We start from the raw sequence: 21,014 nt of genomic DNA, 5'->3' as shown, positions 1-21,014 counted from the left end.
AGGGGGTGGGTTCAACCGTCCACGCCGAGCCTCGTTCTGGTTCGGGTCTCTCGTTTCAAATCCTTTGACACCTCTGGCGGGTGGTGAGCGGTGGGGCTGGTGGCGCGTATCCAGCCGGACACGTCGGACACCTCGAGGCGGGCCTCGTGGCGAGCGCGGGGGCTCGTGACGAGTGTTCAGGCCGGACACATCGACGGGCGCCTCGCGGTGAGCGCTGGGGCTCGCGGTGAGCATCCAGGCAAGCAGGACGCGGGCCACATCGGCGCGCTCTGCCTTGAGTGAGGTGACGTAGGGATGATCATCCAATCCGCCGATCCCAGTGTTTTTCTTCTGGGAAGATCTGATGATTCGACACCTCGTCTCCTACGAATCGTCTGACACCCTTCCTGGACACCCTTCCTCGGGTCCCTATCCGATGCCCGCGGCGGTGGCCGGTCTTCGGCTCCACGTCTTCAACACGGGAATGAACCGCATGTCGGCGCTCCTGGTCGGTGAGCACCGCCCATGGCGGCCGGCTCCTGCCTTCGTGATCGAACATCCGCGAGAAGGGCTCATTGTGTTCGACTGCGGGCTCTCCACGTCCGTCGCCCGAGAGGGCGAGTCCGCTCTGCCTGTGCCGATGCGCTGGCTCTTCGAGAGCCGCGGACGCGAGGGAAGGACGCTCGACGCACAGATGCGAGAGGCCGGACTGGAGCCAGCCCGCGCCCGATGGGTCATCATCTCGCACCTGCACGACGATCACATTGGCGCCACCGCGTCCTTCGAGGGCGCGACCTTCATCGGTGGGCTGGGAACGGCCGGCAAGGTGCTGGGCCTGTCGGTGCCTCGTTGGCGCGAAGTGGACTTCCACGACACGCGCGCCCTCCCGCCTTTCGATGCCTCGCTCGACTTGTTCGGAGATGGCAGCGTCGTGCTGCTGCGTGGCGGTGGCCATGCGCGGGAGGACGTCATGGCTCTCCTCGCCCTACCGGGGGGGCCGGTGCTCCTCACCGGCGATGCCGTTGTTCACCGAGAATGGCTGCATTCTGACAACGTGGAGCGTGTCGCGGTGGACTCCCAGCGCGCGGCTGACGTGCGCAATCAAGTTCGTGCACTGCTGGTGGCTCGGCCTGACGTCACCCTGCTCCCTGGGCACGAGCTCCAAGGCGCGCCTGGCTCCCGCGGGGATGTCACCCTTCATCATCCCGAGTGGTTCAAAGCGGAGGCTTGGCCGCTCTCCCATTGAGGCGAACATGGTCCTCATCCACCTCGACCGAAGGCCTGACTCGCCGCTGGCAGGTATGCCAGGCCACGAGAGGTGTGCCTTCATGGCTCGCTCATCCCCTTTCGACAATCCAGGGAAGGATGTGAACAACGTCAAGGCCGACGACGTGCTCACCCCGAGGCGGCAGCAGGAGTTGGAGGCTCTCACGGCCGAACTCGCCAAGTTCCGTTCCCCCAAGCAGGTGAGGAGGAGAGGAGCGTGACGCGCCCCCAAGTAGGAGCAGAGGAGGCGAGCGTGGCGCCGACTCGGTCAAGTCCAAGTCCTTGGCCACCTGGGGCAGGCTCTTGCTGCCCTCGCGCACCAGTTTGACTGCCTCGGCCCTGAAGTGCGGGAGAGCCTAAAACGGGGCAGGCTCACCTCCCGCTCTGCTCCCGCCCGCTACGCCCACGAGGGCTCCTGTCCTTCCTAATGCTCTCTAAGGCGTCTGCGACGGCTTGGCCGCGGCGCGGGCGAGCACGGCGTCGGCAACAGCGAAACGCGCCTGGACGGCGGGCGACCTCAACGGCTCTACCGTGACGATCGCGCGTCCCGTCGCATCGCGGACCTCAACGGTCAGCGGGATGTGCAACCGGCCCAGGTGGCTCCAGGCGGCCAACTCGGCCAGGTCCTCGCCGGCGGACGCGGTGGCATACAAGGACACGAACGGCGAGGCGCCGAGCGCCTTGTACAGCTCTGGGCTCTCGGCGAGCGGGATCGGTCGACCCCGCCGATAGGTCGTGACGCCCATGGGCCCGGTCGCATAGGGGGCGGCGAGGTCGCGGTAATCCACCCATAGGGCGCTGAACGGGCGCACATCCGTCGAAACGCCAAGGGTTCGGTCAACCACATGGGTCGCTTCGTGCAGAAGCAGATAGGTCAGGGCCGGTGCACGGCCTGCCGAGAGACGGACGCTATAACCGGAGCCGTCATCGGTAAAAAGCATCGACTCCTTCTCCGTGAGAAATTCGCTGAGCGACTTGTCGAGCACGTCGGCGCGGAGCGTGATGTCGAAGAGCGGTCCGCCATCAGGACCGTCGTACGCGCGGGTCAGGGCGGTCCCTGCGCTTGACGGCGCGTCGATGAAGCTGAGCCGGGCGAGGCGTCGTTCGAGGACGTCCCGGTGCAGCGGAGGCAAGTCGGCGATGGCGCGTTCGACCAGCGTCCATTCCCGATCGGTGAGTTGGTGTGCGCTCGCGTTGACCGCACCGGACTGCCGATAGGCCGCTACCGTCTCGTCATGCGGCGGCGCGATCCGGGCCCGGAGCGCCGAGGCTGTTCCACCGCCAACGTCCGCCGCCCGCTGGGTCAAGTTCGCCTGGACCTGGGCCGCGGCGCGGTCGCACCCGGCCATGCCGATCAGCGCTGGCACCATCGCCGTCAGCAACAGGGTCAGCATTCGCGGCTGTCTCGGCACGGCGGTTATCCTCTCTGTTGTGACGGGGACTTCGTCCGGGTCGCAATCCGGAAGCCAAATTCCGGGTCGACGTTCCGCCCAGGCGAGAATGGCGTCCAGCCCGGGACAAAGCGGCAGGCCCCATTCGCTGAGACGATACTCCACCTTCGGCGGCACTTCAGGATAGGTCAGCCTTGAGGGCGCCCTCATCATGCAGAAGCGTAACGTCTCGGCTGTGTTCGCGTGCTTGAGGTGAGGTATGCGCACCTGTCGCCCGAGGCGCGGGAGAGCGCGGTGCAGGAACTGGATCTGCGGGATGGGCCGCATGGGCTGGCGTGTACCTGAAGGGGACTGCACGGCCGCTCCACCGGCCTGGCACACAGCCCGGGGGCCCGTCAGCAGCCCTCCTCGGCCCCTCCGCACCAGCCCTTCCCCCCAACACGGCCCCTATCCTTCTGATCACGGCGTCTTGCGCCCGACGGATCCGAATTCTCGCCTCATGGAAAAAACATCTGCATAACTTGCCTCGAGCCCTCCTCCTTATTGTTGTTGACGACCGGACGATGGGAGAAGCCGCGGAATGAGCCAGCCCCGTTTTAGTGGACATACCGCATAAGTCGGCGACACGAGAGGTAGTGTCGATGGAGAGAAGGAAGAGGCGGAGTTTCAACGCGGAGTTCAAGGCCAAGGCAGTCCGACGGGTGCGCTTCATGCGTCGGCCGTTGGGCGTGTCGCGCCCGGGCTACTACGCCTGGAATAGCCGCGTCCAAGGTGTGGTGCGCGGGGAAGCGTAGGTCGCCGGCCCAAGCTGAGTCGCCGCAAATCACTGAAAAGGGAGACACCCCGCGGGGTGGTTCGAGCCTGGCTCACCCATGAGCACTGAAGCTTGGAGAATGGCCCGCCTCGGCCCCGAGCGGGAAGATAAGAAAGACAGGCAATCCACCCAGCGCGGGAACGCCGTCTGGGACAACGGCTATCTGCCGTTCGTCCTGAAATCCAAGGCTCCCAGAAAACCCTTACTTCCTGGTTGGAGAAACGCCATTGAGTGACCGTTGGGTGTTTGACGTTTGGCTCGGGAAGGGTTTAAACGCTCTCATGCATTCTCGCTGGACCATTTTCATACGAGTGGGTGCCCTGGTTCTCCCGGGGGTACTATTCCTGGCAATCCATGAGGCGAACGCGATGGAGCCAACCCCTTCCGAAGAGACTCGAGCGAGCCTGGAGAAGTTGACCCACCGCCGCGTCTTCTTCGGGCACCAGTCCGTGGGAGGGAACATCCTGGATGGAATGCGGCATCTGTCGACCCAGGGGAGCCCGGCGCCGCGCATCGTGGAGGTGAGCGACCCTTCCACCCCCCTAGCGCCCGGCACGCTGGCCCACGCGATGGTGGGCCATAACGAGCAACCCGAGACGAAGATCACCCACTTCGAGAAGCTGATGGACGAAGGGATGGCGCAGGGGGCGGACGTGGCCTTCTTCAAGTTCTGCTACATCGACTTCAACAGCACGACGGACGCGAAGGCTCTCTTCGAGAAGTACCGCGCCACCCTGGTCGGGCTGAAGGCACGCCACCCGGGTGTCACCTTCGTGCACGCCACCGTGCCACTCACCACCGTGCAGCGTGGCGCCAAGGCCTGGATCAAGGAATTGATGGGCCGCCCTGCGTGGGGCATGGGAGAGAACGTCACGCGCGAGGCCTTCAACGCGTTGCTGCGCCAGACGTACACCAGCAAGGAACCGCTGTTCGACCTGGCCGCGCTGGAGTCCACCCGCTCCGACGGCACACCCGAGATGTATGAGTTCAACGGCCGCCTCTACCCGGCGATGGTGCCCGAGTACTCGGACGACGGCGGCCACCTCAACGCCGCGGGGCAGGCGCGCCTCGCCTCGGCCCTCGTCACCTTCCTGGCAGCACTGCCGCAACCCTCGCAGGTGGCCGCTCAGGCCGGACCGTGATGCCATGACCCTGTCCCTTCCACTGACGCAAGAGTTGGACACACTCATCTCGCGCCTGAAGTTGCGCCGCTGCCGCATGGTGGGCGCCTCGCCCACGGTGTTGGGCCGGGTGTGGATCCACGGCGAGGGCGAGGTGTGCGTGGGCACCCGCGTGGTGCTCGACGGCCGCATCGCCCCCATCGAGTTGCACGCCCAGCGCGGGGGCCGCATCGTCCTGGAGGACGAGGTGACCATCGAAGGGGGCACCTCCATCGAGGCGCAGGAATGCGTCACCGTGGGCGCCCGGAGCCGCCTGGGTTCCTGGTGCAAGGTGATGGACAACCACTACCACCCGCTGCGTGGCAACCGTCACGAGCGCCCGTCGTCCGTGCCCCTGCTCATCGAGGAATCCGTGAAGGTAGGCAGCCGCGCCATCCTGCTGCCGGGCACCCACCTTCAAAAAGGGGCCAGCGTGGCACCGGGTACTGTCGTCTCGCGACGCATTCCCGCCGACACAGCGGTCGGGGGATGGCCCGCGCGGATGATCCGCCGGGAGGTGGTTGGATGATTGCCCAGCTTCTTCCCACCCGGTCCGCGTCCGTGCGGGCGCGGTTCTCGGAGATGCGCGCCCAACTCCGGCCCCTCCCCCAATACGCGGTGGGCATGGTGCGCGCGCAATGGCTCTTCCGCTCCTGCCTCAAGGGGTGGGGCGTGCGCGCTTACGGCCACGTGCAGGTGAACAACCAGGGCTGGATGGAGTTGGGCCAGAAGCTCACCTTCAAGGGTGGCATGCTGCCCACCACCCTCACCTGCCATCCCGACGCCCGGCTCACCGTGGGCTCCCGCTGCCACTTCAACTACGGCGTGTCCCTGGAGGCCTGGGAATCCGTGCGTATTGGCGACCGGTGCATGTTCGGCTCGTTCGTGCGCATCAGCGACCGGGATGGCCAGCGCACCGCGCCCATCATCATCGAGGACGATGTCTGGATTGCCCATGGCGCCATCCTCATGCCAGGCGTGCGCATCGGTGCACGCTCGGTGGTCGCCGCGGGCAGCATCGTCACCCAGGATGTGCCGCCCGACTCGATGGCCATGGGAAACCCGGCGCGCAGCATGAGCCTGGATCTGGTGTCGCGCGCGCCGGGGTCCTGACTCACACACGCATTTCAAACAGGATTGAATCGTGAGCGTTCGTGATCGCATCCGGAACTTCATCGTCGATACCTTCTTCGTGGACGACTTCGGGGACGACGACTCGTTCCTCCGCAAGGGCCTCATCGACTCCACGGGCATGATGGAGTTGGTGGCGTTCATCGAGACGGAGTTCGGCATCAAGCTGGAGGACACGGAATTGGTGCCGGAGAACCTGGACTCGCTCTCGCGCGTGGTGGCCTTCGTGGGCCACAAGCAGTCGAGCCCGCGGAAGCAGAGCTGACCCGGCATGTGCGGCATCACGGGTTTCACCTTCCCGGCGGGTGGGGGCGCCGCAGCCGCGCGGAGCATGCATGCCGGGCGGCTCCGCCGCATGACCGCCAGCATCAAGCACCGGGGGCCGGACGCGCAGCGGGCGCTCCTCCTGGACGGCGTGGCCTTGGGGCACACGCGACTGTCCATCGTGGACGTGGCCAGCGGCCACCAACCCATGCGGGACAAGGCCACCGGCCTCACCGTCGTCTTCAACGGAGAGATCTTCAACCACGTGGAGTTGCGCGAGCAGCTCTCGGGCGGGTATGCGTTCCGAACCCGCTCGGACACGGAGGTCATCCTCGCGGCGTATCTCCAGTGGGGCATCGACTGCGTGCGCCGCTTCGAAGGGCAGTGGGCCTTCGCGTTGTGGGATCCGCGTGATCGCACGCTGTGCCTGTCGCGCGACCGCGTGGGCATCTGCCCGCTGTACTACGCGTGGCTCCCGGACGGACACGTGGCCTTCGCCTCGGAGGCCAAGGCCCTCTTCGCGGGCGGCCTGGTGACGCCGGCGCTGGATGCGCGAGGCCTCAAGCAGACGTTCCAACTCTGGTCGCCGGTGGCGCCGCGCACCTGCTTCGAGGGCGTATCGCTGCTGCCGCCCGCGCACACCGCACGGCTGAAGGACGGGACGCTGGACGTCCACCGCTACTGGGACCTGGACTTCGGCGTGACGCCGGAGCCGGTGGAGGACGCGCCGCGCCTGCTGGAGGAGCTCGGCGCGGTGCTGGAGAAGGCGGTGCGGCTGCGGCTGCGCGCGGACGTGCCGGTGGCGGCGTACCTGTCGGGCGGCCTGGACTCCAGCCTGCTGTGCGCGCTGGCGCAGCGGCAGCTGGGCGGCACGCTGCGCACCTTCTCCGTGGGCTTCGCGCACGCGCGCTTCGACGAGCGGCGGCACCAGGCCACGGTGGCGGAGCAGCTGCATACCGAGCACCGCGTGGTGGAGATGCGGGACGGCGACATCGGCGCGCTGCTGCCCCGTGTCATCTTCCACGCGGAGCAGGTGATGATGCGCACCGCGCCGGCTCCCTTCCTGCGGCTGAGCGGGTGGGTCCGGGAGAACGGCATCAAGGTGGTCCTCGCCGGTGAGGGGTCCGACGAGATGTTCCTCGGCTACGACCTCTTCAAGGAGACGAAGGTCCGCCAGTTCTGGGCACGCCAGCCGGGCTCGAAGTACCGGCCGCTGCTGCTGCGCGAGCTCTACCCCACCCTGTCGGTGAGCCAGCAGAACGTGGAGCTGCTGCGCGAGTTCTTCGGCATGGGGCTGGACACGCCGGGCAGCCTGGCTTTTTCGCACCAGGTGCGCTGGTCCAACAGTGGCCGCATCCTGCGCTTCCTCGCGCCGGAGTTCGCGGCGAAGGTGGCGCACGAGGATCCGGTGGCGTCGGTGCTGGCATCGGTGCCAGCGCACGTGGCCGGGTGGCGGCCGCTGGCGCGGGCGCAGTACCTGGAGGCGCGCACGCTGCTGTCTGGATACCTGCTGTCCGCGCAGGGCGACCGGATGCTGCTGGGCAACGCGGTGGAGGGGCGCTTCCCGTTCCTGGACACGGCGGTGATGGAGTTCGCCGCGCGCGTGCCCGAGCAACTCCGGCTGCGCGGACTGGATGAGAAGCACCTCCTCAAGCGCTTCTCGCGGGGCAAGGTGCCGGCTTCCATCCTGGAGCGGAGCAAGTTCCCCTACCGCGCCCCGATCGTCGGCGCGCTGGTGGGCGCCGAGGCCCCCGCGTGGGCACGGGAGCTGCTGGCCCCGGACGCGGTGACGGCCACGGGCGTCTTCGACGCGCGCAAGGTGGAGCGGCTGGTGGCCAAGCTGCGCGCTCCCAACGCGGCCGAGAGCGAAGCGGACACCATGGCCTTGTTCGCCGTGGCCTCCACTCAGCTCCTGGCCCACCACTTCCTCCACCCGCGCCCGCCGCCGGCCGCGGACGTGGAGGCCGTGCGACTGGAGGCCGCATGAGTGAGCAGACAGACTCCGCGCCCGCCTGGGTTCTGGCTCACGCGAAGGCCATGCCGGACGCCCCGGCGGTGGACTCACCCTGGACGCGGCTCTCCTACCGGCAGCTCGCCGAGCGCATGCTGTCACTGGCGGGGCACCTGCGCGCGGCGGGCGTGAAGCGTGGCGAGCGCGTTCTCATCGCCCTGCCCCTGGGCTGCGCGGCGGTGGTGGCGGGCCTGGCCGTGCAGGCGCTGGGCGCGTGCGCGGTGGAGTTGGACCGGGAGACGAGCGCCGCATCGCTGGAGGCCATCCTCGCGCAGACGGGCGCGCGGCACGCCTTCCTCTTCGGGCAGGATGCGCGGCGCTGGACGGCACGGACGCAGCTCACGCACCTGTGGGTGGTGCACTCCGCGCGTCCGCCAGAGCGCATGCTGGGGCTGCTGGCGCCCTCGGCATGCACGTGGGTCCAGGAGGACGGCTCGGTGGACCTGGAGGCACGCGCGGAGGCACTGGAATCGCCACCGCCCACGCCGCCGGAGGCGCACGCGTCCATCGTCTACACCTCCGGCAGCACGGGCACCCCTCGCGGCGTCATCCAGACGTTCGGCAACATCGCCGCGAACACGCGCTCCATCGTGGAGTACCTGGGGCTCACCTCGCTCGACCGCGCCATGCTCATCCTCCCGCTGCACTACTGCTACGGCAAGAGCGTCCTGCAGACGCACCTGCGGGTGGGCGGCTCGGTGTTCCTGGACCCGCGCTTCATGTACCCGAGCGTGGTGCTGGAGGCGATGGCCACGGAGGCATGCACGGGCTTCGCGGGCGTGCCGCTCACCTTCGAGCTGTTGCGGCGTCAGGCTACCCCGGAGTCGCTGGCGAAGCTGAACCTGCGCTACCTCACCCAGGCTGGCGGCGGCATGGCGCCGGAAACCGCGCGCTGGACACGCGAGGCCTTCCACCCGGCCGAGCTGTTCGTCATGTATGGCCAGACGGAGGCCACCGCGAGACTGAGCTACCTGCCCCCCGCGCGAGCCCAGCGGAAGGCGGGCTCCATCGGCATCGCGATTCCGGGCGTGGAGCTGCGCGTGGTGGGCGAGGAGGGGACGCCACTGCCCGTGGGCGAGACGGGCCACCTGGTGGCTCGCGGCGCCAACGTGACGCCGGGCTACCTGGGCGCTCCCGAGGACACGCGGTCCATCCTGCGCGACGGCTGGCTGTGGACGGGCGACCTGGCGTGGCGCGACGCGGACGGCTTCTTCTTCCTGGTGGGGCGTGCGAAGGAGATCCTGAAGATCGGCGGCCACCGGGTCAGTCCCGCCGAGCTGGAGCACACCCTCGCCCGGCACCCGGCGGTCCTGGAGGTGGCGGTGGTGGGCGTGCCGGACGAGCTGGGTGGCGAGGCGGCCGTCGCGGTGGTGGTGCTCCAGCCGGACACGCCGCTTCGCGAGGAGAGCCTGCGGCGCTTCTGCCGCGAGTCGCTTCCCGCCCACAAGGTCCCTCGCCACGTGATGTTCACGGAGGCGCTCCCGCGCGGGCCCAACGGCAAGGTCCTCAAGGCGGAGCTGCGCACGCACGTCATGTCCCCTGTCGCTTCCTTTGAATCGAGGCCATCGAGATGAAGTTCTCCAAGCAGGTGTTGGACATGGACTGGGAGGCCAAGGCGGCCTCGCTCTCCGAGGGGCTGCGCGAGGCGGTGCTGAAGAAGCTGCGGCGGCGCGGGCTGGTGGTGGCCGTGTCGGGCGGCATCGACTCGGCATGCGTGGCGGCGCTGGCGGTGCGCGCGCTGGGGCCGGACCGCGTCTTCGGCCTGCTGCTGCCGGAGCGGGACTCCAGCGGCCTCTCCTCCACGCTGGGCCGTGAGCTCTGCGAGAAGCTGGGCATCCCGTACACGCTGCACGACATCGCGCCCATGCTGGAGGCGGCCGGCTGCTACCAGCAGCGGGACGACGCGGTGCGCTCGGTGTTCCCCGAGTTCCAGCCGGACATGAAGTGGAAGATCGTCATGCACGGCGACCGGCTGAACACGGACGCGCTGAACGTCTTCTACGTGGTGGTGCGGGTGAACGGAGAGGAGAAGCGCTTCCGGCTGACACCGCGGGCGTATGTGCAGATCGTCGCGGCCACCAACTTCAAACAGCGCGTGCGCAAGATGATGGAGTACTTCCACGCGGACCGGCTGAGCTTCGCGGTCTCCGGCACGCCGAACCGGCTGGAGTACGATCAGGGCTTCTTCGTGAAGCTGGGGGACGGCTCGGCGGACGTGAAGCCCATTGCCAGCCTCTACAAGACGCAGACATACAAGCTGGCCCGCCACCTGGGGGTCATCGACGGCATCCTCAACCGCGAGCCCACCACGGACACATTCAGCCTGGAGCAGTCACAGGAGGACTTCTACTTCTCCGTGCACTACTCGCAGTTGGATCTCCTCATGTGGGCGAAGAACCACGGCATGTCGCCCGAAGAGGTCTCCGCTGAGATGGGCCTGACGCCCAAGCAGGTGCAGCGCGTGTTCGACGACATCGACCAGAAGCGCCGCACCACGGCCTACCTCCACTCGGCCCCGTTGCTGCTGGAACCGGTACCGGAGCTGGCGCCGTACAAGATTTCCTGAGCGAAAGAGTCCGCTTCTACAGGGCTCATGCCAGGACACGGTCTACTGCACCTCGAGCTCATGATCCCAATTGGTCAACAGCCAGATGAGATCTCCCGGGCGAGCACCGGAGACCCGCTCGAAGAACCATGAGTCGAGTGTGGTGAGACGCTCGCGCTGGAAGTCAGGGTCGGCCACCACGTTCCAGTGCTTCAACTTGCCGGCATGCGCGAGGGCTCGCGGCATTTCCCGGAAGATGGCCTCGATGCAGTCCTCTCGTGTGGCCCGCTCCATGCGCTCCGACGCCATCGCCAGACGCTCGCGTACGGAAGCGTCTCTCTCCGGGCACCACGCATCCATGGCCCAGTCGTAGGAGGCCACCATCAGTTCCTCCAACGTGTGCGCCACCCCCGGTTTCTTGAAGAGATAGCGCGCGCACTGGAGCGGCTCCCAGAAGCGCAGCACCGCCTGAAGGCGCTTCGCCGTTCGCTCCGCACTCACCGGGCCCATTTGGGCCAGGGCGAAAAAGAGCGCGCCCCAGGCCGTCTCCAGGAAAAAGGCCTCGTAGGCATCCCTCGTGGGTAATGTGTTCTGCCGCTCCACGGCATCGAGCAAACCGTCCATGACATTCGACACCATGTACAACCGCCAGGCCGGGCGCTCGTGCTGGAAGTCCACCACATCGTGCGCCACCAACACCTCGCCTGGGGCAACTTCCACCATCTGCCGTGGAACGAGGAAAGTGCCATCTTCCCGGTACTGCTCACCACACCGCAGGCCCTCCCTCCTCGCCTTCTGCTGCGCCGAGCGGAAGGTGCCATGCAGGAACGACGGCAGTTGCAGCGCAGCGATCTGTCCAGGCGTCATGGGGCGCGTCCTATCAAACCGGCTCCTCAGCCACGCTGTCTGGGTGATTGATGCCCTATTTGAAAGCGATGAGCCGGTGTGATGCATTGCCGCGGGCTATGCCTTCCTGGCGGCCTCGCGCAGTTCCATGAGGAGGCGGCCCAGCATGTTGCCGCCGCGGCCGTCTCCGCCGTCACCCCAATAGTTGTCGTTCTCGGTGTGCTCCACCAGCTTCGCATCGCCAGTGGACTCGAGCAGGCGGGCAAGCTCCTCGTGCTGCGAGAACTTCGCCTGGAGGGCTTCCCGCATCACCGCCACCTTCACCGACTCCCAGTCGGAGCGGAGCTTGCGCTTGCGATCCCTCCCCATGCGCGCCGCGAGCATTGGCGAGTTGGCCCGGCGGATCTCCTCCTGGTCCGAATCATTCTCGAACTTCTGGGCCTGGAAGAAGTGCTCGGTGGTGGGCCACATCTTCCCCCGGGCCTTGATGGGATAGGGCGCGAAATTCGAGCACCACCCGTAGTCGTCCGTCACGCTGTAGAAGTTGATCACTTCGGCCATGCAGTCCTCCGAGAAAGAGGAGCTTCGCGCACCGCTCACGCTCGCGCCAGGAGTGGATGACGCCCACACCCTCGGGACGTGCATCTGGCCCTGGATCTTCCTCCGGGGAGCCCCGAGGATTCGCCTCCCTCGCGGAGGAGTACGGCATGTCACGGTTCTGGGGATTCTTCCTGACGGTCACGGCGCTGACGTTGGGCGGATGTGGGGACGCGCGTCCGGTCTCGGATGCATCTCGAGGAGAGGCTCGTCAGGGACTGGCCGCTCCGACCTTCACGAGCTTCAGCCCGACCAGTGGAAGAGCCTGGTCGAGCACCATCACCCTGACCGGCACCGGCCTCACCGGGACGCGGGTGGTGCGCTTCAACGGCGTGGCCACCGAATTCACGGTCAACAGCGATACGCGGGTGTCGGCGGACGTGCCCTATGGCGCGACCTCCGGACCCATCACCCTCGTCACGGACTCGGGCTCGGTGAGCTCCCCGGCCTCCTTCACGGTGCTTCCAGAGCCGGAGCCCACCGGTTTCTCGCCGCGGTATGGAACCGCCGGCACCCCGGTCACCCTCACCGGCAACAACCTGACGGGCGCGACGGAGGTCAGCTTCGACGGGGTCGACGCCACCTCCTTCACGGTGGTCGACAGCACCCGCATCACCGCCACGGTTCCACCGGGCGCGACGACCGGAGAGCTGCGGGTGTACACGCCGGGCGGGTCCACCTCTTTCGGTGTCTTCACCGTGCTCGGCAGCGCCGTGCCCACCCTCACGTCCTTCAGCCCGGCCTCCTCGGGCGAGGGGAAGCGCGTCACCCTCACCGGGACGGGCTTCACGGGGGCCACCTCGGTGAGCTTCAACGGAGCCGATGTTTCCTCGATCTACGTGGAGAGCGACACCAGCCTCTACGTCTACGTCCCCACGGGCGCGTCCACCGGCCGTCTCCGGGTGTACAACTCGCGGGGAGTGGGGGTCTCGTCGTCCGACTTCACCGTCCTGCCCGCCCCTCGCATCACCGGCTTCAGTCCCACGTCCGGCCCCGTGGGTACGGTCATTACCCTGAACGGCAGTGGCTTCACCGGTGCCACGGACGTCCGCCTGGGGAACACGCCACTGGCCGTCACCCCCCAGAGCGATACCCAGCTCACCGTCACCCTCCCGGCCGGGACCCTGAGCGGAACCTTCCGCGTCGACACGCCAGGAGGACGGGCCACCTCCGACTCCCGCTTCGCCGTGCAGAGCAGCAACGGCCCCACCCTGAGCAGCTTCACTCCGAATACCGGCTGGGTCGGCACCAGCGTCACCCTCAACGGCTCGAACTTCACCGGGACCACGGAGGTCAGCTTCAACGGCACGCCCGCGACGAACTTCTCGCTCAGTGGCGACACGCGCCTCTATGTCGACGTTCCGAGCGGCGCCACCAGTGGCTCCATCCGCGTGGTGAACACGAAGGGGCAAGTGGGCTCGCCTCCTTTCACCGTCATGGCGGCGCCCACGCTCACCGGATTCAGCCCCGCGAGCGGCGCGGTGGGGACCGTGGTGACGCTCACCGGCAGCGGCTTCGCGGGGTCCACGTCCGTGCGGTTCGGGAGCGAGTACGCGAATGTCACCGTGGTGAGCGCCACGCAGCTGACCGCCATCGTTCCGCCGAGAGCCTCGTCGGGGCCATTGCATGTCTCCGTGGCGGGTCAGTCGCTCACCTCTCCGGAGAGCTTCACGGTGCTCGGCGGCGCCGTGCCCACCCTCACCCGTTTCTCCCCGGTGAGCGGTGAAGCGGGCACCCAGGTCACCCTCGATGGGTCGTTCTTCACGGGAGTGAGCCGGGTCGAGTTCAACGGAGTCCCGGCGTCATCCGTGTCCCTCACGAGCGATGGGCGGCTGAGTGCGTCCGTGCCGCCCGGTGCCAGCACCGGCCCCCTCCGGGTCGTCACCAACGCGGGGGCGGTCACCTCGAGCACGCCCTTCACCGTGCTCTCGAAGCCGGTCATCACCGGCTTCACTCCCGCGCGCGGCACCCTCGGCAGCACGGTGACGCTCACCGGCACCGGCTTCACCCGGGTCCGCCGGGTGTGGTTCGCTCCGTCACTGGACGCCACCTTCCTGGTGGACAGCGACACCGAGATGAAGCTCATCGTCCCTCTCGGGGCGATCACCGGGCGCATCACGCTCATCGCCGGGTCCGTCAGCTACTCCGATGGCGAGTTCGTCGTGGATGCCAACAGCGCGCCCACCCTCACGCGCATCAGCCCCTCGGCGGGCGGCGTCGACACGAGCGTCTCCCTCTCCGGCTCGGGGTTCACCGGCACCACGCGGGTGAGCTTCAACGGCATCCCGGCGAGGTACTTCTCCTCGTCCGGCGATGGCGCGTTGAGCGTCTGGGTGCCGCCCGGAGCCACGAGCGGGCCCATCCAGGTCATCAACTCCGTGGGCAGCGCCACGTCCAGCACCTCCTTCACGGTCCTCCCACCACCCGCCGTGACAGGCCTCTCACCGGCGAGTGGCGCGGCCGGAACCCGGGTGACGCTCACCGGCACGGGCTTCACCGGCACCAGCACCGTGCGCTTTGGAGTCATCTCCGCCTCCCGGTTCGAGGTGCTGAGCGACACCCAGATGACCGCCGACGTGCCGAGCGGAGCGGTCTCCGGGCCCGTGACGATCCACGGAGCGGCGGGCGACTCCCTGACTTCCGTGGACTTCTCCGTGGTGAGCGGCTGTGCGCCCTTCCTCACCGGGTTCTCTCCGGAATCCGGTGGGTCGAACGTGACCGTCACGGTGCGGGGTGGCTGCTTCACTGGGACGACCCAGGTGAGCCTCCAGGGCATCCCTGCCCGGTTCAGCATGGGCTCCGACGAGGTCCTCTACCTCTGGGCACCCGATGGAGCGACCTCGGGTCCCATCTCGGTGCGGAACTCGATGGGCACCGCCACGTCGAGCCAGCCTTTCACGGTGGTGCCAGGACCGGTCATCACCCGCATCTCGCCCACGAGCGGCCCGCCCGGCACCCAGGTGACGGTCACCGGGACAGGACTCGCCAGGACGTCCTGGGCGAGCGTGACGGGGGGCCTCACGGCCTCCTACCAGGTCCTCGGCGACACGCAGGTCGTCATCACCATCCCCTGGGGTGGGCGCTCGGGTCCCCTCTCGCTCACGACGAGCCATGGCAGTGCGTCCTCGACGGAGAGCTTCACCCTCCAGTCCATGAACGCGCCCACCCTCACCGGCTTTGCCCCGGCCCGGGCCGGCCCCGGGACAGAGGTCCTCATCGAGGGCTCCGGCTTCACCGGGCTCACCGAGGTCCGCTTCAACGGGGTGAAGGCGGAGCTCTTCTCGTACAACGGGAGTGACACGCGGCTGTTCGTCGTGGTGCCTCCGGGAGCCACCACCGGACCCATCACCGTGGTGAACACCCTGGGCAGCGCCACGTCCTCGGCCAGCCTCATCGTCGACTCCGGAAGCGCGGTGTCGCTCACCGGCATCAGCCCCGCCCGGGCCCCGGTGGGCGCCACCGTCGAGCTGTCCGGCACGAACCTGTCCGGGTGCCAGGCCCTCTTCCCCGGCCTCTCCCGTGGAGCCAGCGTCCTCTCCAACACGGGGACGCGGATGCGGGTCGTCGTGCCGGAGTCCGCCGCCTCCGGGTACCTCCAGGTGCGCTGTGCCACGGGAGCGGCGTGGATCGACTTCGAGCTGGCGCCGCCGCCGCGCATCACGGGCATCAGCCCGTCGTCCGGCCCCTCCACCGGAGGGACGCGGGTGAGCCTCACCGGCACGGGCTTCGAGCCGGGTGCCACGGTGTCCTTCGGAGGGGTGGCGGCGAGCGGGGTCACCGTGGTGGATGCCGAGCACCTCAGCGCCACGACTCCAGCGCACGCGGTAGGGGTCGTGGACGTGGCGGTCTCCAACCCGAGCGGAAGCCGCACCACCCTGGGCGGAGGCTTCACGTACGAGAAGGCCCCCGCGCCGGTGCTCACGGGCGTCGCTCCGGGCTCCGGACCGACGCGGGGAGGGAGCGCGCTCACGCTCACGGGCTCGCGCTTCGTGGCGGGGGCCCGGGTGACCCTCGGCTCCGTCGAGGCCACCGATGTGACCGTCGTCAGTGCCAACACCCTCACCGCCACGGCTCCGGCGCACGCGGTGGGTGCCGTGGACGTGGCGGTCATCCACCCGGACGGGCAGTCCGCGGTGCTCGCGAAGGGGTTCACCTATCTGGCGCCACCCACGATTTCCTCCGTCACCCCGGATGAGGGCGAGAGCAACGGGGGCCAGCGCGTGACGATCTCCGGCTCGGGCTTCCGGACCGGCGTGAAGGTGCGCTTCGGTGGAGCGGAGGCCGCGGGCGTATCCGTCCTCGGTGACACCTCGCTCTCGGCCTTCACGCCGGTGCATGCCCCGGGCATCGTGGAGGTGGAGGTGGAGAACGCGGACGGGCAGTCGGCCACGCGGGGCGGTGGCTTCACGTACGTCGCCTCCAGTGGGCCGTACCTTGTGTCCGTGAACCCGAACACTGGCGTGTCCTCGGGTGGAGAGCCCTTCACCCTGCGCGGCGGATACTTCGCGCCCGGAGCCACCGTGAGCATGGGCGGCGCCAGCGCGACGAGCATCACCGTGGTCGATTCCACCACCCTCACCGGGAGCACGCCCGCGCATGCACCAGGGACGGTGGATGTGGTGGTGCGCAACCCGGACGGGCAGACGGCCACGCTCGGTGGCGCCTTCACCTACAGCCTGTCCCCGGCGCCAACAGTGACGGGGCTCGGCCCCAGCGAGGGCACGTCCAACGGTGGCACGCGGATCTTCCTCACCGGCAGGTACTTCGTCCCGGGCATCACGGTGCTCGTCGGCGGAGTGCCGGCCACGGAGGTCTACGTGAACGATGCCACGTCGCTCGCCGCGACCACGCCCGCGCATGCGCCGGGGACGGTGGACGTGGTGGTGCGCAACCCGGACGGGCAGACCGGCACCCTGGAGAACGGGTTCACGTACGTCGCGGCTCCCGCGCCAGGCGTCTCGGGCATCAGCCCTGGAAGTGGCCCGAGCTCCGGCGGGACGCGCGTCACGCTCACGGGGAGCCACTTCGCACCGGGTGCCACGGTGCTGATCGGCGGCGCGCGCGCCACCGAGGTGACGTGGGGGGCCTCCCACTCCCTCACCGCGACCACGAGCGCTCGGGCGGCGGGCACGGTGGACGTGGTGGTGAGGAATCCCGATGGGCAGCAGGCCACGCTGCCCGGGGCCTACACATACGAGCCCACGCCGGCGCCGACCCTGGCCGCCATCAACCCGGGGCACGGTCCCGCCACGGGAGGCACGCGCGTCACCCTCACCGGTGCCCACTTCGCGCCGGGGGCCCAGGTGCTCCTCGGGGACGTCGCGGCCCTGGCGGTGAGCGTGACCAGCGCGACGTCCCTCTCCGCGACCACATCCGCGCACGCGCCGGGCAAGGTGGACGTGGTGGTGCGCAACGCGGACGGACAGCGCGCCACCCTGACGGGGGCCTTCACCTACGACGTGCCGCCTCCGCCCACGGTCATCTCGGTGGCTCCGGGCAGTGGCCTCTCGACGGGCGGGGCGCGGGTGACCGTCACCGGGACTGGCTTCGGGCCGGGGGCCTCGGTGCGCTTCGGCGGCGGGACCGCCAGCGGCGTCACCGTCACCAGCGACACCTCGCTTTCCGCGATCCTTCCGCCACACACGCCGGGCAAGGTGGATGTGGTGGTGCGCAACACCGATGGGCAGGAGGGCGCCCTGCTCGGGGGCTTCACGTATGAGGCGGCTCCGGCCCCCAAGCTCATGTGGCTCTCTCCGGGACGCGGCTCGAGCAACGGAGGGACGATGGTGACGCTCAGCGGCGGCAATTTCGCGCCGGGCGCTCGCGTGACGTTCGGCGGTGTGGCGGCCCCGGTGGTGGAGGTGAACAGCCCGAGTTCCCTCACGGCCACCACGCCGCCCCATGCGGCGGGATGGGTGGCCGTCACCGTCTCCAATCCGGATGGGCAGGGGGCGACGTTGCCGGGGGCGTTCACCTATGAGGCGGCGCCTCCTCCGGTCCTCTCCTCCGTCTCGCCGGCCGCGGGCCCGTCGCGGGGCGGCACATCCGTCACCCTGCGGGGCTCGGGCTTCGCGCCGGGCGCCACCGTGCGCTTCGGAGGCGTGGCGGCCACCTCGGTGCTCGTGGTGAGCGGCACCTCCCTCAGTACCCTCTCGCCAGCCCACGCGCCGGGCCAGGTGGACGTGGAGGTCATCAACCCGGACGGGGCTCGGGCAGTCCAGGCGGGAGGCTTCCTCTACGAGGTGGACGGGCCCCCGACGATCTCCTCCGTCAGCCCCGACACCGGCTCCACGAAGGGAGGCACCGTCATCACCGTTCGCGGTATCAACTTCGCCTCCAACACCCGGGTGACACTCGGAGGGGCGGATGCCACGAACGTTGTCGTGGCCAGCCCGACCTCCCTCACGGCCACCACACCGCCCCACGCCACGCCGGAGACGGTGGATGTGTCCGTCCTCAACCCAGATGGGACCAACAGCCGTCTGGAGAAAAGCTTCACCTATACGGAGGAGCCACGGCCGGACGAGGGTGAAGACAATGGAGGGGGATGTGGAGGTTGCACGGGAGGCCCTGGCCTGCCGGGGATCGCGTCGTTCCTCCTGCTTGGCCTGACGCCGCGGCTACGCCGGAGGGTTTCGCGACGGTAGCCCACGGCAAATGCGAAGGGCCTGAAACCGGCTCGCGGCTCCAAGCCCTCGTTGCTCAGTTCCTCGCGAGGAGGAGCGGAGGCCCCGTCATCAGATGAGCGCGGCGAGACGGCCGCAACACCCTCGCTGCTACGTCCGCACCGGAACCTGGACGGTGACAGGAGTAAGCGCCTGCAGCTGGCCCCTGTAACGCTGCACGATGAGGTCGTAGAGGTTTGGCAAGTCGACGCACCGGATGGTCACGACGAGCGCGTAGGGAAGAGAGCCCGCAGTCTGCGTGGCCTGGCCTGCGGCTCGCGCGTTGTAGTGGACGTCGAAGACCGGGTCGAGGAGGTCCGCCTGCCGGAAGCGCCGCACCGCGTGGCGGGTTGTGTCCCACTTGTGCGATTCGAGGAGCTCCTGCTCGGTCTTGTAGACCTTCGGCTTCTTGAAGAAACCGTCCGTCTCCGCTTCTTGTGCGTCCGGCCGGTCCGCGCTCCGACCATCCTTGTTGGGGCGGAAGTAGATGTCGAGTCCGGCCCGGGTATACGCCAACGGGTCCTGCGGGTCGGTGAGCGTCGCGAAGCAGAACGTCGCCGACAGCTCGACCTTGCCCTGCAGTCCCTCAGCGGGAATGGGAATGGGGAGGCGCATGTATCCCCCCGGCTCAAGGTGCCCCTGGAAGAGCACACGCGCCTCGCCAGGGCCGGACGTCAACACCTGCTCCAAGTCCGTCTCGAACCGTCCCCAGCCAACCTCCGCCACGTTGCGCCGCCCCTGCTCAGCGCAGTGCACCATGAGCGCCTTGAGCGCCAACGGCTGGAGAACATCGCCCAGCATCGCCCGCATCCCCAGCGCCATCCGGAGAGCGTACGGCGCGGCGAAGCTCGTCCCGGTGGTGCCGGAGGCCAGCCCCAGCTTCATTGAGGACACGAGGAACGGGTCCTGGTCGGTCCCCCCGAAAATGACACCGTCTGGCTTGATGATGCCGGGGGCTCGACCAGGACCGAACGAGCTGTACGGAGCGCGGGCCCACTTCTTGGCGTTGTCGCACGCCCCCACAGTGAGCGCGTTCACGCAGTCTGCGGGCGGCTGGACGCGAGCGTTCCCCGACTCCAGGTCGCCTTCACCTCCATTGCCCGACGCGACGGTGGCCAGCACACTGCCCGAGGCGAGCAGCTCGTCGATTGTGGCCGTCCACAGGTCCACCACCTCGTCGATGACGGGCGTCTCCGGCCCCAGGCTCAGGTTGACGAAGCGGTAGTCCGGGCGCTGCTGGAGCACGGTGCGTACCCGCTCGAGCACGCCGTAGACGTCCTGCTCAGCGAGCGCCTTCTGGTCGAACACCCCGTAGTGGTCCACGGCAGCATACGGCAGGGGCGCCATCTCGCCCGCCTTCAGCGGACCGAAGAGCACGGCAGAACTCACCGCGAGCCCGTGCTTCACCAGGTCCGGGTGCATCGGACCGCTGACACCCGGGACCTTGACGTCGTTGACCCACGGGGCGAGCGGCGACTTGGCCGGGAATCCACCGTCGAAGACAGCCACCTTCAGCAGCGGGTCCACAGGCCCCCCCGTGGGGAGCTGAAATGGAACCTGGACGGCCTTGGAGGCCTTCGCCTTGGGCCACGCGTGCCGCAACTGCGGCATTGGACGCACCGCGCGCAGGAAGGAGTAGCCAGCGATGCGCGTCACGAACTTGCGCGCTGCGTGCAAGGCCACGTAGGTGAGGCCGCCGACCTGCACCTTGCGGCCGAGCTCGAACTTCAGCTTGAGCGCCTTCAAGTACTTCGCAAAGCCGTCGACCACCCCCGGACTCGTGGCGGAGTTTCCGTGCAGCACCACCTCCATGAGGATGTCGCCCTGGAGGTCGTCGGAGAAGTGACGGACCTTGTCGGACAACCCCGGCAAGCGAATATCCTCGATGCGCTCCAGCTCCGCCTCTCCGCGTGCCCCTCCCCACCGTGGCAACGCCTCTGCCCAGCGAAGGAAGACCTCACGCGGAGCCGCCACGTACAGCTCGGAGGTGACGAGCTCCTTGGACTTCGCGCGCTTGGGAAGCACCTCCGGCTTCGTGACGGCCGGCTTGCTGCCCACGATCTGGAGATTGACCTCACGAAGGAGCCCGCCCGGAAAGTACGACTTGGCCAAGAAGGCTGGGTGCAACGTGAGCAAGGCGACCGCCTGGTCGTTGGGGAACGCGTCCCCAGGCATGTCCGCGAGCTCTTGCGCCACGCGCGCCACGCGGGGGCTCAGGCGCGTCTTCGCCCTCAGGAAGTCGTACGGCTTCCACTTCGGACCACCACCATGCGGCGGGCTCACCTCAACCTGCAGACGCTCGCCATACCCCAGCAGAAAGTTTCTCTTTTCGGCCATGCGCACCT

General features: G+C 68.5%; 14 protein-coding genes and 1 pseudogene. 10 read left to right on the top strand and 5 right to left on the bottom strand.

What is annotated here, in order from left to right:
• Nucleotides 1-343: 343 nt before the first annotated feature.
• Both MEBOL_RS32860 and MEBOL_RS41545 read left to right on the top strand, forming a co-directional pair.
• Entirely contained in the window at nt 344-1,225 is an 882-nt protein-coding gene (locus MEBOL_RS32860; RefSeq protein ID WP_095981140.1) for an MBL fold metallo-hydrolase, read from the top strand.
• Between the two features lie 7 nt (nt 1,226-1,232).
• Nucleotides 1,233-1,466: a hypothetical protein gene (locus MEBOL_RS41545; RefSeq protein WP_157823806.1), complete on the top strand. Its 234-nt coding sequence runs from the start codon at nt 1,233-1,235 to the stop codon at nt 1,464-1,466.
• A 213-nt stretch (nt 1,467-1,679) separates the two neighbouring features.
• Here the strand turns inward: MEBOL_RS41545 and MEBOL_RS32850 are convergent, their stop codons facing one another.
• Nucleotides 1,680-2,639 (bottom strand): hypothetical protein, encoded by a 960-nt coding sequence (locus MEBOL_RS32850; protein WP_095983142.1) that lies wholly within the window; start codon nt 2,637-2,639, stop codon nt 1,680-1,682.
• Nucleotides 2,640-2,738: 99 nt separating this feature from the next.
• Nucleotides 2,739-2,846, bottom strand: a pseudogene (locus MEBOL_RS43855) (winged helix-turn-helix transcriptional regulator); the annotation flags it as partial.
• A 972-nt stretch (nt 2,847-3,818) separates the two neighbouring features.
• On the opposite strand from MEBOL_RS43855, the gene MEBOL_RS32840 reads away from it, so the two are divergent.
• The 7 genes from MEBOL_RS32840 to nadE are packed head-to-tail and all read left to right on the top strand — an operon-like array spanning nt 3,819 to nt 10,582.
• Nucleotides 3,819-4,592 carry an SGNH/GDSL hydrolase family protein gene (locus MEBOL_RS32840; RefSeq protein WP_245919036.1) on the top strand — a complete coding sequence of 258 codons (774 nt, stop codon included), beginning with the start codon at nt 3,819-3,821 and terminating at the stop codon, nt 4,590-4,592.
• 4 nt (nt 4,593-4,596) lie between these two features.
• Nucleotides 4,597-5,139, top strand: a complete 543-nt coding sequence (locus MEBOL_RS32835) for an acyltransferase (RefSeq protein WP_095981137.1) — start codon at nt 4,597-4,599, stop codon at nt 5,137-5,139.
• A complete protein-coding gene (locus MEBOL_RS43850; RefSeq protein WP_157823804.1) occupies nt 5,136-5,723 on the top strand; it encodes an acyltransferase in 588 nt (195 codons plus the stop codon). The genes MEBOL_RS32835 and MEBOL_RS43850 overlap by 4 nt, the downstream gene beginning before the upstream one ends.
• Nucleotides 5,724-5,754: 31 nt before the next feature.
• Nucleotides 5,755-6,006: an acyl carrier protein gene (locus MEBOL_RS32825; RefSeq protein WP_095981136.1), complete on the top strand. Its 252-nt coding sequence runs from the start codon at nt 5,755-5,757 to the stop codon at nt 6,004-6,006.
• A 6-nt stretch (nt 6,007-6,012) separates the two neighbouring features.
• Nucleotides 6,013-7,992, top strand: coding sequence for an asparagine synthase (glutamine-hydrolyzing) (gene asnB, locus MEBOL_RS32820; protein ID WP_095981135.1), 1,980 nt, complete (start codon nt 6,013-6,015; stop codon nt 7,990-7,992).
• Nucleotides 7,989-9,590 carry a class I adenylate-forming enzyme family protein gene (locus tag MEBOL_RS32815; protein ID WP_095981134.1) on the top strand — a complete coding sequence of 534 codons (1,602 nt, stop codon included), beginning with the start codon at nt 7,989-7,991 and terminating at the stop codon, nt 9,588-9,590. Before asnB ends, MEBOL_RS32815 begins: the two co-directional genes overlap by 4 nt.
• On the top strand, nt 9,587-10,582 hold the full coding sequence (gene nadE, locus MEBOL_RS32810) for an NAD(+) synthase (protein ID WP_095981133.1): 996 nt from the start codon (nt 9,587-9,589) through the stop codon (nt 10,580-10,582). Before MEBOL_RS32815 ends, nadE begins: the two co-directional genes overlap by 4 nt.
• 42 nt (nt 10,583-10,624) lie before the next feature.
• Here nadE and MEBOL_RS32805 read toward each other — a convergent pair whose 3' ends face one another.
• Nucleotides 10,625-11,428, bottom strand: coding sequence for a hypothetical protein (locus MEBOL_RS32805; protein ID WP_095981132.1), 804 nt, complete (start codon nt 11,426-11,428; stop codon nt 10,625-10,627).
• A gap of 96 nt (nt 11,429-11,524) precedes the next feature.
• Complete coding sequence (locus tag MEBOL_RS32800) at nt 11,525-11,968, bottom strand: riboflavin biosynthesis intermediates N-glycosidase (protein ID WP_095981131.1); 444 nt, start codon at nt 11,966-11,968, stop codon at nt 11,525-11,527.
• A 146-nt stretch (nt 11,969-12,114) separates the two neighbouring features.
• Here MEBOL_RS32800 and MEBOL_RS32795 point away from each other — a divergent pair, with 146 nt between their 5' ends.
• Nucleotides 12,115-18,651 carry an IPT/TIG domain-containing protein gene (locus MEBOL_RS32795; protein WP_170115641.1) on the top strand — a complete coding sequence of 2,179 codons (6,537 nt, stop codon included), beginning with the start codon at nt 12,115-12,117 and terminating at the stop codon, nt 18,649-18,651.
• A gap of 129 nt (nt 18,652-18,780) precedes the next feature.
• Here MEBOL_RS32795 and MEBOL_RS32790 read toward each other — a convergent pair whose 3' ends face one another.
• Nucleotides 18,781-21,006 (bottom strand): S8 family peptidase, encoded by a 2,226-nt coding sequence (locus MEBOL_RS32790; protein WP_095981129.1) that lies wholly within the window; start codon nt 21,004-21,006, stop codon nt 18,781-18,783.
• Nucleotides 21,007-21,014 lie beyond the last annotated feature (8 nt).

It is taken from the genome of Melittangium boletus DSM 14713 (assembly GCF_002305855.1).
Lineage (GTDB): Bacteria > Myxococcota > Myxococcia > Myxococcales > Myxococcaceae > Cystobacter > Cystobacter boletus.
Note: the sequence above shows the minus strand (reverse complement) of the source record. Positions and strands in the feature narration are given on the sequence as shown.

Bases quoted from the DNA above. Each gene is read 5' to 3' on its own strand.
- MEBOL_RS32860 (WP_095981140.1), top strand. From the start codon at position 344: ATGATTCGACACCTCGTCTCCTACGAATCGTCTGACACCCTTCCTGGA.
- MEBOL_RS41545 (WP_157823806.1), top strand. From the start codon at position 1,233: ATGGTCCTCATCCACCTCGACCGAAGGCCTGACTCGCCGCTGGCAGGT.
- MEBOL_RS32850 (WP_095983142.1), bottom strand. From the start codon at position 2,639: ATGCTGACCCTGTTGCTGACGGCGATGGTGCCAGCGCTGATCGGCATG.
- MEBOL_RS32840 (WP_245919036.1), top strand. From the start codon at position 3,819: ATGGAGCCAACCCCTTCCGAAGAGACTCGAGCGAGCCTGGAGAAGTTG.
- MEBOL_RS32835 (WP_095981137.1), top strand. From the start codon at position 4,597: ATGACCCTGTCCCTTCCACTGACGCAAGAGTTGGACACACTCATCTCG.
- MEBOL_RS43850 (WP_157823804.1), top strand. From the start codon at position 5,136: ATGATTGCCCAGCTTCTTCCCACCCGGTCCGCGTCCGTGCGGGCGCGG.
- asnB (WP_095981135.1), top strand. From the start codon at position 6,013: ATGTGCGGCATCACGGGTTTCACCTTCCCGGCGGGTGGGGGCGCCGCA.
- MEBOL_RS32815 (WP_095981134.1), top strand. From the start codon at position 7,989: ATGAGTGAGCAGACAGACTCCGCGCCCGCCTGGGTTCTGGCTCACGCG.
- nadE (WP_095981133.1), top strand. From the start codon at position 9,587: ATGAAGTTCTCCAAGCAGGTGTTGGACATGGACTGGGAGGCCAAGGCG.
- MEBOL_RS32805 (WP_095981132.1), bottom strand. From the start codon at position 11,428: ATGACGCCTGGACAGATCGCTGCGCTGCAACTGCCGTCGTTCCTGCAT.
- MEBOL_RS32800 (WP_095981131.1), bottom strand. From the start codon at position 11,968: ATGGCCGAAGTGATCAACTTCTACAGCGTGACGGACGACTACGGGTGG.
- MEBOL_RS32795 (WP_170115641.1), top strand. From the start codon at position 12,115: ATGTCACGGTTCTGGGGATTCTTCCTGACGGTCACGGCGCTGACGTTG.
- MEBOL_RS32790 (WP_095981129.1), bottom strand. From the start codon at position 21,006: ATGGCCGAAAAGAGAAACTTTCTGCTGGGGTATGGCGAGCGTCTGCAG.